Raw genomic sequence first — 16986 nt, 5'->3', positions numbered from 1 at the left:
GAAAAATAATCAAAAACATTAGAAGTTTAATTATTAGGTAACCATAATGAATCTTAGTAAATCTGATAAGTCTAAAAATAGAAGTTTCTCTAAATTAACAATCAGCTAAATTTACGCCAACTGCCAAACCGCCTTCGGAAGTTTCTTTATACTTAGAGTTCATATCTTGTGCTGTTTCCCACATAGTATGAACTACTTTATCTAATGGTACTTTTGCATCTTCAGGATTTGTTTCCATAGCCAATTCAGCAGCATTTATGGCTTTAATTGCTCCCATGGAATTTCGTTCAATACATGGAACCTGTACCAAACCGCCAATAGGATCACAAGTAAGTCCCAAATGATGTTCCATAGCAATTTCTGCAGCAACCATTACTTGTTCTGGAGAACCGCCATATAATTCTGTTAATGCACCAGCTGCCATAGCAGAAGAAACACCGATTTCGGCTTGACAACCGCCCATAGCTGCAGAAATAGTAGCCCCTTTTTTGAAAATACTTCCAATTTCGCCTGCAACCATTAAAAAACGCTTGATATGACTAAAATCTGCTTTGTGATTTTCTATCACCATATAATACATCAAAACTGCAGGAATAACGCCAGCACTTCCATTTGTTGGAGCTGTAACTACGCGTCCTAGAGAAGCATTCACTTCATTTACTGCTAAAGCAAAACAGCTTACCCATTTAAAAATTTGGCGAAATCGAACTTTCGTCTTGCGAATTGTTTGCAACCATTCTTCAGGAGAATTATACAGTAAATCTCCTTTTAACTTCTGATGTATATCGTAAGCTCTACGTTTTACATTCAATCCGCCAGGCAAAACTCCAGTGGTATGGCAACCTGTATACATACATTCTAACATGGTATTCCAAACACGGTGTAATTCGGCGTCAATTTCTTCAGGAAAACGCAATAAGGTTTCATTCAATAATACAATCTCAGAAATCTTCTTCTGTTCCTTTTCACAAAAACTAACTAAATCTGTCGCTTTATCAATAGGGAAAGGAAAAATACGAATAGGATGATCGGTATCATCATGTGTTTCTTCCTCTTTTACGACAAATCCGCCACCAATAGAATAAAAAGTAGATGAATGTATCTTGTGATTTACAATAGCATGAAATGTAATTCCGTTTGGATGAAACGGTAAAAAATCAGAATTAAATACAATGTCTTTACTTGGCGTAAATGAAATTTCTTTTTCTTGGTTAAAAGATAAAATTTGCTGTTGATTGATCGTTTCTACAATCGTAGGAATACTATCAGTTGGCACAGTTTCTGGATCGGCTCCATACAAGCCTAACAATACGGCCAAATCAGTCGCATGCCCTTTTCCTGTCAAAGATAAAGAGCCAAACAAATCTACTTTAATAGAAGTGACAGCATCAAAAAGATTGGCAGTTTTCAATTCTTTTATCCAACTCTCGGCAGCTCTCCAAGGACCTAAAGTATGTGAACTTGAAGGACCAACACCGATTTTAAGCATATCAAAAACACTGATGTATTCCATTAGATAGTTTAATTTTTTCGCAAAACAAATATATGTGATTCCTATTAAGAATATGTAAGTATTGCATGAAATAATAGGTGAAAAATCAAAATTTCTGCCAACCTGTCACGCATTCTTGACATAATCATAAATCTATCTGACAAAACTCTAGGATTTTTGTGTTGGCATAATCATTGACTTATTACAGACAAATTAGAAAAGCAAACAATTAAAATTAAAGTATAACACAACAGAATAGATAAAAGTTTAAAATAAGTTATGAGTAAAATTATTGGAATCGATTTAGGAACTACCAACTCATGTGTTTCTGTAATGGAAGGAAACGAGCCAGTAGTAATTGCAAATGCTGAGGGAAGACGTACAACTCCTTCTGTTATTGCTTTTGTTGAAGGTGGAGAAATTAAAGTTGGTGATCCTGCAAAAAGACAAGCAGTAACAAATCCAACAAAAACGGTTTATTCTATCAAACGTTTTATGGGGAACAAATTTTCAGAATCTTCAAAAGAAGCTGGACGTGTTCCTTACAAAGTAGTAAAAGGAGACAACGATACGCCAAGAGTTGATATTGATGGGCGTTTATATACACCACAAGAATTATCTGCAATGATTCTTCAAAAAATGAAGAAAACAGCAGAAGAGTTCTTAGGACAAGATGTTTCGGAAGCTGTAGTTACAGTTCCTGCATATTTTAACGATGCACAACGTCAAGCAACAAAAGAAGCTGGAGAAATTGCAGGTTTAAAAGTTAGAAGAATTATCAACGAGCCAACTGCTGCGGCATTAGCTTACGGATTAGATAAAAAAGGTCAAGACCAAAAAATTGCTGTTTTTGACTTTGGAGGTGGAACGCACGATGTTTCTATCTTAGAATTAGGTGATGGAGTTTTTGAAGTATTAGCTACTGATGGAGATACACACTTAGGAGGAGACGATGTAGATGAAAAGATCATTAACTGGTTAGCTGATGAGTTTAACAAAGATGAATCAATGGATTTACGTAAAGATCCAATGGCTTTACAACGTTTGAAAGAAGCGGCTGAAAAAGCTAAAATTGAATTGTCTAGTTCTACATCAACAGAAATCAATTTACCTTATATTACAGCTACAGCAAGTGGACCAAAACACTTAGTACGTTCATTATCAAGATCTAAATTTGAGCAATTAATTGACGATTTAGTAAAGAGAACTATTGAGCCTTGCCAAACCGCTTTAAAGAATGCAGGTTTATCTACAGGAGATATTGATGAAATTATCTTAGTTGGTGGATCAACTCGTATTCCAGCAGTTCAAGAAGCAGTAGAAAAATTCTTTGGTAAAAAACCAAGTAAAGGAGTAAACCCAGATGAGGTTGTTGCGGTTGGTGCAGCAATTCAAGGTGGAGTTTTAACAGGAGATGTTAAAGACGTATTATTATTAGACGTAACGCCACTTTCACTAGGAATTGAGACAATGGGGAATGTAATGACAAAGCTTATTGAAGCAAATACTACAATTCCAACGAAGAAATCTCAAGTATTCTCAACAGCAGCAGACAATCAGCCATCTGTGGAAATTCACGTATTACAAGGTGAGCGTCCAATGGCAGCGCACAATAAAACAATTGGTCGTTTTCACTTAGACGGAATTCCACCAGCACAAAGAGGAGTTCCTCAAATTGAAGTAACTTTCGATATTGATGCTAACGGAATTATCAATGTTTCTGCTAAAGATAAAGGAACTAACAAAGAGCAAAATATTCGTATCGAAGCTTCTTCAGGATTAACAGAGGAAGAAATCCAGAAAATGAAGCAAGAAGCGGAAGCAAATGCGGAAGCTGATAAGCAAGCAAAAGAAACTGCCGATAAACTAAACAGCGCAGATTCTATGATTTTCCAAACTGAAAAGCAATTAAGCGAATTTGGTGATAAATTATCTGATGATAAGAAAAAACCAATCGAAGATGCTTTAGAGGAATTGAAGAAAGCGTACGAAACAAAAGATATCGCTGTAATTGATCCTGCTTTAGAGAAAATCAACGAAGCTTGGAAAGTAGCAAGTGAAGAAATGTATAAAGCACAAGCTGAAGCACAACAAGGTGGAGCAGGGCAACCTGGACCAGATGCTTCTGCAGGTGGAAATGATGACAAAGACGGAGAAGACGTTCAAGACGTAGACTTCGAAGAAGTCAAGTAGCCTGTCTTGAGCGAAGTCTAAATGGTAGACTTCGAAGAAGTGAAGTAATCTTTACAACATATATATATAAGAAAAGCAGCTCAACTGAGCTGCTTTTTTTGTTTACACTAAACTAACTTTTAAAAAGAAGTTAAGTGTAGCTTTTTATTCTTGTGTCTAAACACATTTCCTTTTCCTTGCAATTTTTTCTCCTGTTCAGCTTCTATTTTCATGAAATTTTGATAGTATTTAGATACTTCCGCATTTGAAAGAGTTGGTTTACTACCATTTGTAATAGCTTCTGTGATATATGAATGTAACAAACCTTGGTACGAGTTTTTGAATAAATTATGTGTTGCAAAAATGTCACATCCAATAATTTTATCGCCCGAAATAGCAATCACACCAACAATAGAAGTATCATTCACAAATTTATTTTTAAAGAAATTTAAGTAAGAGCTTAAGTCTTTTGTATAGGTTTTCGATTTTTCTAATTCAGCATACGTACCTGTACTTGACGAAGCTGAATTTTTTTGCGTAGTTTCTGCCACATTTGCCCAAACTTTACTTTGATCTTTATCTACCAAAGCCGCTTGCCTAACTTTCTTGCTACTTACATTGTAATATCCTTTAAATGCATTTCCAGATTCTTTTTGATGCCATCTGTTTTGTTCAACACAGAAAGCAGGAATGTTCTTTTTTTCGCCTGGAGCAATAATCACATCTTCAGCAACCAAACGATCTTGTTTTCCGCCTTTAACAACTTCTCCTGCAATGATGTAAATGTTCACATTAGAGTTATTAGTTGCAATGAGTGTATTTACATTCCCGGAATCACTGATTTCTATTTTTCCCGATTCAATAGCTTTCTTTAAATTATCATACTTCCCAATATTTTGATATGCCTTTTTGTAAGTATTATTTGCTTTGATAGGAATGAGTTGTAAGTTCTTAAAGCTGTTTTGTTTTTTAGTTACAACTTTTAAATTATCGCTGTTCATTTGAGCCGAAACAGTAATGAAAGATAAACAGAAGAAGATTATTAATGTGTACTTAATATATGACATGACGTATTAATTTTAGAATGAATACCTAAAGTAACTTCATTCTAAAACTAAAAAAATATGGAATTAGGGAACTATTGTTTTTAATACGTAAACATTACGTATCATTTAGAAAAGAGTTAATGTAATTGAAAAAGAGACTAGTCTAAAAGCTAAATTTTCGTCAAATCGAACTTGATTAAGTATCTCATTAGAAATGATCTAGTTAGATAAGATTCTGAATCAAGTTCATAATGACGTTTCTAAAAACATTTAGATAGTCTCTTTTTTAATAAATATGCTTAATTTTTTACAATTCGCTTTACGGCAACATTATTCTCTGTATCTCTAAGTTTCATAAAATACATTCCAGCAGCCAAATTTGAAACATCTACAGTTTGTCCATCAGAAAGTTGTCCAACATTTAAAGTGGTTTGTAATGTGCGTCCATTTAAATCGAGAATAGAAACACTTTCCAAAGAAATATTAGTAACACTATTAATCGTAATTAGTCCTTTTGTTGGATTTGGAGATAATTTTATACTGTTTGAAAATGTATTTTCTGCGACACTTAAGTTTTCATCGATAGTTACATCAAAAGAACACATTACGGAATTACCTGCTAAATCTGTAATTGTAAAAGTATTTGTAGTTGTTCCTACTGGGAAATCTGCTCCACTAGGCAATCCAGCTGTTTGTATTGGTGCGTAATCTATTTCTAAAAGATACCTGTAAGTACTTCCGTTGGTAATATCATTCCAACCGCCACTAGACTGAATTACCGTATAATCTTCGTTTCCAGCGTTATTTGGTTCACCAGGATTCCAGTTGTCATAAGTTGCAGCATCTCCGCTTTGCCAAACAAAACTTCCTTCGGTAGCAGTATCGTTATAACCAATTAGTATATCTGCAGCAGCGCCTAAAGTATTAATAGCTTCCGTAATAGTTGTATTATCGCTTACATTTCTTATTGTTCCTACAAATCCGCCTTGAACGATGGCATCATTAAAGGCGTCTGCAGGCGTAAAGGTATTATCTGATAAATAATAGGCTTTTCCATTAATATTTGTCAAAGGTGTAAAATCTGTTAATGGGTTTATCAGTACGCAATTGTCAGTTGGCGTCAATGAATAATTAACAACAGCTGTAGTATCTCCAAAATTAGTAGCTGTTTGCATAATATTTGCAGGACAACCTGCTACAGGATCTTCATTATCAACAACTGTGACAGTAAAACTACAACTAGATGTATTATTATCAGAATCAGTTACACTCATAAAAACCTCTGTAACTCCTACAGGAAAAGATGAGCCAGAAGGTAAACCAGATGTAACAGTTGCAGTCAGCATTCCATCTTCAGTATCATTCGCAGTTACATTATAATTAACTACAGCATCACATTGTCCAGTTGTATTATTTACTGTAATATTGGCAGGACAAGTAATCACTGGCGAATCTCCGATAGATTCATACAATTGTACATCTGCAATTTGATTGATGCTTGATGATCCGCAAGTATTTGTAAAATTAACTCTGTAATACGTATATGAATTTGTGTTTGCAAAGGAGAATGTTCTAGAAAAAAAACGTGTAGAAACACATGGAATACTTCCTGTAGCTATGCTTGTAAAATTTGTTCCATCATTAGAACCTGAAATTTCATAATCTGTAGGATCTCTTTCTGGAGCATCGTTTGCGGTTACAATTTCCATAGCAATAGCAGTTGCAGAAACGCCTAATAAATCTACTTCAAAACCAATTCCGTCGAAAGCATTAAAGTCTAAAAACTTTGTATTTGAATTTTGATCGATAACATTTTGAACACCTTCACCACCTGGAGAATTTACACTACCAAAAGTTGTTGCTGTATGAATGGAATCGTCAAAAATTCCTTGTGCGTATATGGTAGTTACACTAGTTAGAAATAATAATAGAATGAGTAATTTTTGTTTCATAATTGGTTGGTTGTTTAATTTTAAATTGAATAATGTCAGGAAGTTAGCAGAATTTTACTAAACTATCAAATTTTTTATTCTTTAAAATAAATTACCCAAACGTTCTTGAAACGTCACTAATTGCAAGGCTTTTGGATACATTTTATATGCGATTAAAATAGTACCTTATCTCTATTGGGTAAATAGAAAATATCTAGAAATAATACAAAATGTTACGCTTCTTCTTTATTTAAAATAGCGAGACCAACTCGAATAGTTGCGTAGGGAATTGCCTCTTGGAAATGTTCAAAATATGGTTTTAAAGCATCAGGATTTTCAAGTGTTTCTTTTGCTTTTCTAATACTATCTAAATCGTGTTTGTCAATGAATTGATGCATGTTAATTTCTTTGCCTTCTGCATACAATTTTGAAATGTGTGAAAAAATAGTAGTTTGTGCTAGCTTTCGTTCTACCGCAATCTCTTCGATAGATAAGCCTTGTTGATATAATTCGTAAGTTTTGAGAGTCGTATCAACTTTACGTTTTTTCTTTTTCTCTTTTGTAAATGCGATGATCTCTTTGATAAAATCATATCCGTAGTTCATCATTTTTACACGTCCAACTCCATTAATTCTAATAAACTCTTCGTCAGACATAGGGCGTTCGGCTTCCATTTCACGAAGTGTAGCATCGTTGAAGATTTGATATGCAGGAACGCCTTCTTCTTGAGCAATTTTTAAACGCAATTGACGCAAACGTTCAAACAATGAATTCTTTCTCGCTTTTGGTTTTTTTGCTTTTTGTTCCTCTTGTATTTTTTCGACTTCTACTAAATTTGCTAAATCAACTTTTTTACTATTGAACAATACATCCTTTGCAAACTCGGTCAATTTTAGCTTATTATTTTCGTGGAAAGCAATTTCTAAGTATCCTAAATTGATCAACTGAGTGATATACTGCTTCCAGTCAAGCCAAGCAATATCTTTGGCAATTCCATAGGTTTTTAACTCTTGGTAGCCTTTCTCTAAAATTACATTATTCTGTGCGCCACGCAATACATCAATCACAGTGCCAATAGGTTCTTGTCCTTTTAATCTCGCTACTGCAGATAGTGCTTTTTGCGCAATAACTGTTCCGTCAAAAAACTGTGGTGGATTATGACAAACATCACAATTTCCACAATCTTCACTGATCAATTCACCAAAATAATTCAGCAGAATCTTTCTACGACAACTCAACGCGTCTGCATACTCTTTCATACGATCGAGTTTAGCTAATTGTACTTCTACATTGCCAGAACTTGCCGCAAATTTTTTCAATTGAATGACATCACCGTAACTATGAAAAAGTAACGTATTGGAAGGCAAGCCATCACGACCGGCACGTCCAATTTCTTGATAATAACCTTCTATATTTTTAGGCAAATTATAATGAATTACCCAACGAACGTTCGATTTATCGATTCCCATACCAAATGCAATCGTAGCACAAATTACTTGACAAGTGTCGTTGATAAAATCTTCTTGGATTTTAGAACGTTTTTCATGTGCAATTCCTGCGTGATAGGCAATAGCATTAATGTTAGCATTTTGTAACTTTTCGGCAACTGTTTCGGTAGCTTTTCGACTCAAACAATAAATAATTCCACTTTCATTTGGACGATCGTCTATAAAATTGATGATTTGTTTGATGCGATCATTGGCAGGCCGAACTTCTAATTTTAGGTTTTTTCTATCAAAAGAAGCAATATGCTGTGTTGCATGCGGAATATTTAATTGATTCGCAATGTCTTCACGTGTAGCTTTATCGGCAGTCGCAGTTAAAGCAATTACAGGAATATTTTGAAAACGCTTTTTTAAATAGCCAAGATTTGTATATGCAGGACGAAAATCGTGTCCCCAAGACGAAATACAATGTGCTTCATCAATAGCGATCAAACTAATTGTTTGACTGCTGAAAATATGTTCTAAATACGATAAGCTTTCAGGCGCAGTATACAGTAATTTAATTTCACCAGCTGAAACCTTCGTATAAATTTCTTGTTGCTCGATTTCGGTCTGACTACTATTTATATATGCTGCAGCAATTCCATTGGTCGTCAATCCATCTACTTGATCTTTCATCAAAGCAATTAATGGTGAAATTACAATAGTAAGTCCTTCTAATAAAATTGCTGGCAATTGATAACAAATAGATTTTCCGCCACCAGTAGGCATAATGACTAAATTATCGTTTCCTTCAAAAATGGAATTAATAATTTCTTCCTGCAATGGCCGGAATTTATCATATCCGAAGTATTCTTTTAAGGTTTTTTTTAGGGTAGTTGGAGCTATCATACCGTACAAAGAAAACAAAAAAATATGTCAGTAGTGAATAGTTTTTCGATAAGTAGCTCGGTTTTTATAAAATGGGATATAAGAAAATATTGACTTTTATAGAATAATTTTATGGTTAAAAACTTGAAGAACAGTTGAATAAAAAAGCACAACTTAGATAAAGTTGTGCTTTTTTCGGTTGGTTGATTGGTTATTATAGATGATATGAGTTAGTTTAGGTTTTTTAGGAAAAACTAAATACAAACTCAATTATATTTCTTTTGATTTGATAAAATTAAGCAGAAAAAAATATAAACGATTACGTGATCGCCTTACTAAAGGTAGGTAAGATCGTTAAATTTTATAATTCTGTTAACATTTTTAAAGCGTCTCTTGAAACTTTGTGTGTTCCTTGAAACGTCTTGAAAATGTAGTTGTTACCAAATAGTAATTGCATTTTTTCATGTTCTTGTAACATGCGTTCTTCTGTGAAGTATTCGTCTTGTAAACCAACAATATTTAATACTTTGGTTTTACTCGGATTCAGAAAAGTAAAATCTTCTTTTGTCAATTCCTTGGGAATGCTTCCTGCATAAATAATCAACTTGTCACACGAGATTTGAAAACGAGAAATCCAACGTAAAGCTACAGAAACTCCTTGCGAAAAGCCCAAAACAAAAAACTGTATATCATCAGGAATTTTTTCAGCGTGATAAATCGCGTTTAAATTCGCCATCACATTTTTGATTTCTGCTTCTGTATTCTCTTTAGTTAGCCAGCTTGCGCCAACATGTTTATATTCGTTCTTTAAATAATATTTTGAAGAAGCTTGTGGTGCAATGATGTAGTTTTCTTCCGAGTTTAATTCGTTAAAATATTTTATGAAATAACGACTCAAAAAACCAATTCCATGACATACAAACCAAACATTCTTGGTTTTTTCAGTCAATTGATTCATAGTAGAATATGTGTTGGTAATTTGATAAGCGATTTCTTTTTCTTCCATCTTTGAGTATTATGCTTCGTGTTTCGTATTTTTGTAATTCTAAATGAACAATGATAATTTTCCATAAATATATCAAATGAATTTAAATAAAGAAGCCATTTTAGCACAACTCAACGCTATTGTACCTAATACACTTTTAGAAACCTTAAAAATTTCATACACAGATGTTGGAGAGGACTATTTGATTGCCAAAATGCCTGTAAACCCAAGTGTGCATCAACCGCAAGGCTTATTGCATGGTGGCGCTACAGTAGCTTTAGCAGAAACTGTAGGAAGTACTGCCTCTCATTTATTTATCGATACTTCAAAATACAAAGTAAAAGGATTGGAAATTTCTGCAAACCATTTAAAAAGTAAAAGCGAAGGAGAAGTTTTTGCGACAGCACGACCAATTCACAAAGGCAGAACAACACATCTCTGGGAAATTAGAGTAGAAGATGAAGAAGGAAAGTTGATTTCTTTGTGTAAACTGACGACGATTGTTTTAGAAAAATAATTTTAAGAATTCTAGATGTTAACCAAGCTTTCCGATCACATACAAAAACAGTTGCCTTTTGTGGCGTATCGCAAACCGAATGAAACACACACAAAACTTGTATTTCAAAAGGATGATCATTTACATAAAGTTTCAGATTTTACAGAAAGTGGTTTTGTATTTGCACCATTTGACAATACAAAACAAATCATTCTTATTCCGTTTGATGAGGTTTTACAAGGAGAATTAGAAACGCTTGAAATAGATAAAACGACAACCGAAACATTGAATCCATCTGCGGAAGCGCGCCAAAAACACATACAATTGGTGCAAAAAGGAGTGGAGACAATTCAAAGTTCAACAATAGAAAAAATTGTATTATCTCGAAAAGAAGAAATCGCTTCTGAGACAAATCCTTTAGTATTATTTGAACGTTTACGAATACAATATCCTACAGCTTTTGTGTATTTGTGGTTTCATCCAAAAGTAGGCATGTGGGCAGGAGCTACACCTGAAACGTTATTAAAAGCTACAGGGAATACTGTAACTACAATGTCACTTGCTGGAACGAGAAGATTTAAAGAAAATGTAACCGTTGCTTGGAATCAAAAAGAAATAACGGAACAACAAATTGTTACTGATTATATCGTAAATCGATTGCAAAATGTAACTACAAATATATCTGTAAGTGAAGCAAAAACGCATCAAGCAGGAAGTTTAGTGCATTTGTGTTCTATGATTTCTGGAAGAATGCCTTCATCTGTAAATATTGGTGATATAGTTACAAAATTACATCCAACGCCCGCTATTTGTGGATTTCCTACAGAAGCAGCAAAATCATTTATTTTAAAAGAAGAAGCGTACGACAGAACTTTTTACACAGGATATTTAGGAGAATTAAATCTACGAGAAGAAACTTCTCGAAATCGCAATCGTAAAAACCAAGAAAATAGCGCATACAGAACTGTTCGTAACAACTCTGAGTTGTACGTGAATCTACGTTGTATGCAGTTAACTCACAATAAAAGAATACTTTACATTGGAGGCGGAATCACAAAAGATTCAAATCCAGAATCGGAATGGCAGGAAACACTTGCTAAATCTGAAATAATGAAGCGAGTATTATAGAAAATACACTGAAAATCGTATTTTTGTATTACAGATGATGTATTCAAAAATCCCATTAGCGCAAACACTTGTTTCGCTTTGTATTGCCAAAGGTATCAACCATGTTGTGATCTCTCCTGGATCGCGAAATGCACCATTAACGTTGAGTTTTTCACAGCATCCAAAAATTCATGCATATAGTATTGTTGATGAACGTTGTGCTGCGTTTTTTGCGTTAGGAATGGCGCAGCAATTATGCAAACCTGTGGCAGTGATTTGTACTTCAGGTTCGGCAGTGCTTAATTATTATCCCGCTATTGCGGAAGCATATTACAGTAATGTTCCTGTAGTCGTAATCTCTGCAGATCGTCCAGAATACTTAATCGATGTTGGTGACGGACAAACGATTCGTCAGAAACATGTTTTTAAAAACCACATCAATTACGAAGCCAATTTAAAACAAGATATTACGCATAAGAGTACTATTTTGGCAGAAACGCATCAACTGTCTAAAGAAACGGAGCGTGAATTACAAAAAGGAATTCAAGCATATAATGAGCAAGAAATCAATTTGGCGTTGAATGCTGCTGTAGAAAGTAACGGACCTGTACATATTAATGCTCCTTTTGATGAGCCTTTATATGAAATGTTATCAGAACCAACAGTTTCGCCAAACGTACAACCATTGGTGCTAAAAGAAGAGATAGAAGAGGAGAAGATTGCCAAAGTAGCAAATATTTGGAGTACTTCTACACGCAAAATGGTGTTGGTTGGAACATTGCCGCCGCATACTATTTCGAAACAGTATTTAGAGATTTTAGCAAATGATCCGTCCGTAATAGTTTTTACCGAAACAACTTCTAATTTACGCGACGATCAATTTTTCAATGCCATTGATCAAATGATTTTGCCTATTGAAAAAAATGAAGCCATGTTGGATGGGTTTCAACCAGAAATATTGTTAACACTTGGCGGAATGATTGTTTCCAAAAAAGTAAAAGCAATTCTGCGAAAGCGTCAACCAAAACATCACTGGCATATTCATGAGAATAGAGTATTCAATACATTCTTTTGTTTAGAATACTTTTTTAAGATGAATCCGAATCACTTTTTTGAGTTGTTTTTCAGTCAAACGAAAACTATTGAAAGTCCATACAAATCTTTTTGGAATGCTGTAAAAGCGGATCGTCAGCAAAAACATGCTACCTATTTGCAACAAGTAGCTTTTACAGATTTGAAAGCTTTTGAAGCAATCTTAGCGTCGTTGCCAAAATCGTTAATTCTGCATTTAGGAAACAGTTCTACAGTACGCTATGCACAGTTATTTGAGATTGATTCTAGTATCGAATTGTTTTGCAATCGAGGAACAAGTGGAATTGACGGAAGTACATCAACAGCAATAGGAACTTCGGTAGTTGCAGAAAAACAGACTGTCTTTATTACAGGCGATTTGAGTTTCTTTTATGATAGTAATGCACTTTGGAATAATTACATTCCAAAAAACTTCCGCATTATTTTGGTGAATAATAATGGAGGCGGAATTTTTAGAATTTTACCTGGAAATAAAAATACGGAGAACTTCGATACGTATTTTGAAACGATTCATCCGCATACAGCAAAGCAATTGGCAGAAATGTATGCTTTTGAATATATCACGGCTTCTGATGAAGTGTCGCTTCAAAAGGAATTGCAAACGTTTTATGATGAAAGCACTCAACCTAAAATACTAGAGATTTTTACGCCAAGAATTGAAAATGATGGTACGTTGATCGATTATTTTAAGTTTTTCAACGAAAAAAAATAACTAGCCTTCTCAAGAAAGTAAGAATATCTTCTAGTCAATTACTTTTGATAACAGATATTATTAATCAAAGTTTACAATTTAATAGAACAACAATTATGAGTAAAAGAGACGAGCTAATTGCAAAGTATGCAGCAGACTTAAAAGACAAATGTGGTGTAACTCCAGATATGGATTTATTAACAAAAGTAACGGTAGGTTGTGGTCCAGCAATTTATAACAAAGATGCGTCTACTGTTTCAGGATCTGACGAAAAAGAATTAGCAACCGTAAAAAACAATTTCTTAATTAAAAAATTAGGTTTGGCTGATAGCGCTGATTTAGACAAAGGAATCGATGCTGTTATTGAAAAATACGGTCGTTCAAACAGAACAAAATATAGAGCTGTTGTATATTACTTACTAACAGTACATTTCGGGAAAGAAGCAGTTTATAATTAATCAGATTACTGTTTAATACTATTATTAAATCCCTTTAAAAACGCCATCTCTTATCAGGATGGTGTTTTTTTGTTGAAAAACATGAGATAAACCGTACCTTTGGCGGAAATTTATAGTTATGATTCATTTAGGACAACTAAATACATTAGAAATATTACGAGAAACGCCTCCAGGACTTTTCTTGGGCGATGACGAAGGAAATGAAATTTTGTTGCCAAATAAATATGTGCCAACTTCTTTTGAAATAGGAGATAAACTCAGTGTCTTTGCATACTTAGATAGTCATGAGCGACCTGTAACCACGACTTTGAAACCTTATATGAAAGTCAATGAGTTTGGATTGCTTCGTGTGACTGCATTGAGTGATTTTGGTGCTTTTTTAGATTGGGGATTGGAAAAAGACTTATTTGTTCCTTTCAAAGAACAAGCACGTGATATGATTGAAGGAAAATGGTATGTTGTGTATTGCTATTTGGATGAAGAAACCAACCGCTTGGTAGGTTCTAGTAAAACGAATAAGTTTTTAAGTAATGAAGAATTAACGGTTGAACGTTTTGATGAGGTAGATTTAATGGTGTCTCGCTTTACAGATTTAGGTGTAGAAATGATCATTAATCAACAACATAAAGGTTTAGTGTACCAAGATGAAATTTTTAAAGAATTAAAACTTGGAGAAAAATTAAAAGGAGTTGTTAAGAAAGTAAGGGAAGACAATAAAATTGATCTTTCGTTGCAACATATTGGTTATAAAAATATAGAGCCTTCTGCGCAAATTGTATTAGATGCTTTGGAACGAAATGGAGGAAGTTTACCATTACACGATAAAAGTGATCCTGAAGCTATCAAAAAACGTTTAAATATGAGTAAAAAGAGCTTTAAAAAAGCTATTGGTAGCTTATACAAACAAAAACAGATTGTTATTAAATCTGATGGAATTGAGTTGAAATAATATGCTTACTCAAATATATTTAGAATAAAAAAATGCGCGTTGAAAAACGCGCATTTTTTGGATATATAATAGTCAGACTATTGTTCGTATAAAAACGAAACAAATTCTGTAGATTTTGCTTTGTTGTAAATTCTTAGGTCATCGATGCTTCCGCTAAAAGGACTTTCTCCAGAACCATCATTTCCAATGAATAGTGGTAGCGAATCTGTAGAAATTTCTCCTTTAATATACTTCATTAAAGCAGGTTTTCCATTGATGTATAAGTACATGGTATCACCTTTTAGCGTACATGTAATCATATACCAAGTATCTTTTTTATAATCAAATTTTCTCAATTCGTGCATGATTCCGTAAGGAGCAATAGAGAAAATGATATCATTTGTAACTACTTTTTCGTCTTCAAATGGTGAATATCCTATTGAAATTCCGTAAGCTGCTTGCTCTTTATTGGCATCTGAAACATTTTTGTATAAAACTTGTTGTAAATGTGAAGCATCTGTTTTTAACCATAAATTGATTGTAAATTCGTCTGTAAAATTTAAATGTTCACTTCCCGGAATACGAATATGATCACTAAGACCATCAAAAGCATACGCTAGATTTGCATTTCCAAAACGATCAAACGTTGGAGTTACACCCTTTGCTTCTGCGGTAATGCCGTAAGGACTTGTATCGTTTACATTTCCATCAAACTTATAATGAGCTACCAAACTTTCGGTAGCATCAAATATTGGTTCATCTTCTTCTATGCTGCAACTGCTAAAGACAAAAATGATTGCTAGACAGCTTATTAAATACGTGGTTTTCATGTTGAATTAGTTTTTTGATGACTGATGATTGATGAAAATAATGCATCAAAAACGATACCAAACACTTAATTTTCTAACAAAAAATTAACTTAATAAACTGTGAAATAGAAAATTTCATCTATTAAAACCCTTATTTACACCTTTTCGTACCTTCAAAAAGTTAAGAAACTCTTTTGTATATGGTAAAATCTAGTTAATGATGTCTTTAAATTCAGGGAAATTACCTTTTATCCAACCATCAGGTATTGGTAATGGTTGCGGAAAAGGAATGTCAGTATTAAAAAACGGATGATGATTATAGATTCCTAATCTTTGCATATGATATACTAAAAAAGAAGATTGCGTATACATTTTCTGATAGTTCCAATTGATATTCTCAGAATGGAAATCAAACTCTAGAATGTGTAACTTGTTGTAATATAGTTGACTATTATTGCTGTCTTCTGGGACTTCAACCATCATAAGACTTAATTTGTAGAACTCTTCTATAATATTTAATAATTCTGTAGCTTCATTAGATTTGGAATCAACTTTTCGTAACTGTTCATACACTTGGAATGGAAAAGTATATAGGTACGAATGTAGCTCATCGATGTAATATCCTTTAAAGTTATGAATTAATATTTTTTCAAGTATGATGGTATCTAATGAAACCTTTCCATCTGTTTTAAAAGCTAATCTTGATTTTTTTAGTAAATCAAAGGCACGTTCAGTACGTAACTCTTTCAAGATGTTAATGGTTTCTTCTGAAAAAACAATATTATAATCACGTTTGGCTTTTTCAGTTTCATTTTCAATATAAATTAACTCTTCTTTGTGCATTTTTTTATATGCTGTCTCTCCAATTTTATATTTTGAAATATCTATAAAACTGAGTAAAGCGAGTAAAACAATACTAAAAGCAAATGTTTTCAGCATCCATTGTTGTGACTTTACATATCGTGAAATTTCTGTCCATGCTATATAAAATAAGTATACAGGAAATAGATATAATATATAACCATATTCTTTAAAAAGATTGTGATCAAGAAACGGCATATACATTAAAAAACGTGTAATAAAGCTTAAGGCTCCAAACAATACAACATATTCTATAAAAAGCGAATAATTAACAATACGAGTAGTAGTGTATTTATACGATTTTTTTAGATATTCTGAGGGTTTAGAAAACCAAAAACGTAGCATAGTATTGTTCCCAAAAGCTATGGAAAGTGCTAAAAGAAATAATTTTTCAAAGCGAAGTTGTTCAACATTTTTTATAAGAAAATCAAAGTTTAAAACAATCTTGAACAGATCAACAGTTTCTAATATAAAAAAGATGAAACCATAGAAAAGAATTGCACTTAAAGTACCCAAAACGATACCAAGCCAAAATCGAGTTTTCCCAAGTTTAGTAACAGATAACCGTTGTTTTAGTTGATTTCTATTTTGTAGTTTCATGTG

Annotated in this window: 13 protein-coding genes; 6 read left to right on the top strand and 7 right to left on the bottom strand. The window is 33.4% G+C overall.

Translation table 11 applies throughout. The annotated features are described in order from the left end of the window. Positions 1 to 94: 94 nt before the first annotated feature. The gene (locus tag ACOQOS_RS06180; protein WP_420574101.1) at positions 95 to 1513 is read right to left on the bottom strand and encodes an L-serine ammonia-lyase; all 1419 of its coding nucleotides are present in this window, start codon (positions 1511 to 1513) and stop codon (positions 95 to 97) included. Positions 1514 to 1771: 258 nt separating this feature from the next. On the opposite strand from ACOQOS_RS06180, the gene dnaK reads away from it, so the two are divergent. After that, positions 1772 to 3685 (top strand): molecular chaperone DnaK, encoded by a 1914-nt coding sequence (gene dnaK / locus ACOQOS_RS06175; RefSeq protein ID WP_420574100.1) that lies wholly within the window; start codon positions 1772 to 1774, stop codon positions 3683 to 3685. A gap of 119 nt (positions 3686 to 3804) precedes the next feature. Here dnaK and ACOQOS_RS06170 read toward each other — a convergent pair whose 3' ends face one another. From ACOQOS_RS06170 to ACOQOS_RS06155, 4 genes are all read right to left on the bottom strand, one after another. Beyond that, positions 3805 to 4731, bottom strand: a complete 927-nt coding sequence (locus ACOQOS_RS06170) for an ARPP-1 family domain-containing protein (RefSeq protein ID WP_420574099.1) — start codon at positions 4729 to 4731, stop codon at positions 3805 to 3807. 278 nt (positions 4732 to 5009) lie between these two features. Then, a complete protein-coding gene (locus tag ACOQOS_RS06165; RefSeq protein WP_420574098.1) occupies positions 5010 to 6662 on the bottom strand; it encodes an HYR domain-containing protein in 1653 nt (550 codons plus the stop codon). Positions 6663 to 6874: 212 nt separating this feature from the next. Further along, a complete protein-coding gene (gene recQ, locus ACOQOS_RS06160) occupies positions 6875 to 8977 on the bottom strand; it encodes a DNA helicase RecQ (RefSeq protein WP_420574097.1) in 2103 nt (700 codons plus the stop codon). Positions 8978 to 9317: 340 nt separating this feature from the next. Then, entirely contained in the window at positions 9318 to 9962 is a 645-nt protein-coding gene (locus ACOQOS_RS06155; RefSeq protein ID WP_420574096.1) for an alpha/beta hydrolase, read from the bottom strand. Positions 9963 to 10038: 76 nt separating this feature from the next. Between ACOQOS_RS06155 and ACOQOS_RS06150 the strand changes: the two genes are divergently transcribed. From ACOQOS_RS06150 to ACOQOS_RS06130, 5 genes are all read left to right on the top strand, one after another. Further along, positions 10039 to 10458 (top strand): hotdog fold thioesterase, encoded by a 420-nt coding sequence (locus ACOQOS_RS06150; RefSeq protein WP_420574095.1) that lies wholly within the window; start codon positions 10039 to 10041, stop codon positions 10456 to 10458. A 15-nt stretch (positions 10459 to 10473) separates the two neighbouring features. Further along, positions 10474 to 11565, top strand: coding sequence for a chorismate-binding protein (locus ACOQOS_RS06145; RefSeq protein WP_420574094.1), 1092 nt, complete (start codon positions 10474 to 10476; stop codon positions 11563 to 11565). A gap of 34 nt (positions 11566 to 11599) precedes the next feature. After that, the gene (gene menD, locus ACOQOS_RS06140; RefSeq protein WP_420574093.1) at positions 11600 to 13348 is read left to right on the top strand and encodes a 2-succinyl-5-enolpyruvyl-6-hydroxy-3-cyclohexene-1-carboxylic-acid synthase; all 1749 of its coding nucleotides are present in this window, start codon (positions 11600 to 11602) and stop codon (positions 13346 to 13348) included. 95 nt (positions 13349 to 13443) lie between these two features. Beyond that, positions 13444 to 13785, top strand: coding sequence for a DUF2853 family protein (locus ACOQOS_RS06135; RefSeq protein WP_420574092.1), 342 nt, complete (start codon positions 13444 to 13446; stop codon positions 13783 to 13785). Between the two features lie 118 nt (positions 13786 to 13903). Next, positions 13904 to 14734, top strand: coding sequence for a S1 RNA-binding domain-containing protein (locus ACOQOS_RS06130; RefSeq protein ID WP_420574091.1), 831 nt, complete (start codon positions 13904 to 13906; stop codon positions 14732 to 14734). A 77-nt stretch (positions 14735 to 14811) separates the two neighbouring features. On the opposite strand, the gene ACOQOS_RS06125 is transcribed toward ACOQOS_RS06130, so the two are convergent. Both ACOQOS_RS06125 and ACOQOS_RS06120 read right to left on the bottom strand, forming a co-directional pair. Next, the gene (locus ACOQOS_RS06125; RefSeq protein WP_420574090.1) at positions 14812 to 15543 is read right to left on the bottom strand and encodes a LamG domain-containing protein; all 732 of its coding nucleotides are present in this window, start codon (positions 15541 to 15543) and stop codon (positions 14812 to 14814) included. Between the two features lie 189 nt (positions 15544 to 15732). After that, entirely contained in the window at positions 15733 to 16983 is a 1251-nt protein-coding gene (locus ACOQOS_RS06120; protein WP_420574089.1) for a hypothetical protein, read from the bottom strand. Positions 16984 to 16986: the final 3 nt, after the last annotated feature.

This window comes from Kordia sp. (genome assembly GCF_965224175.1).
In the GTDB taxonomy this organism is placed as follows: Bacteria; Bacteroidota; Bacteroidia; order Flavobacteriales; family Flavobacteriaceae; genus Kordia.
The sequence above is the reverse complement of the archived record's forward strand: the minus strand, read 5'-3'. Positions and strand labels throughout refer to the sequence as shown.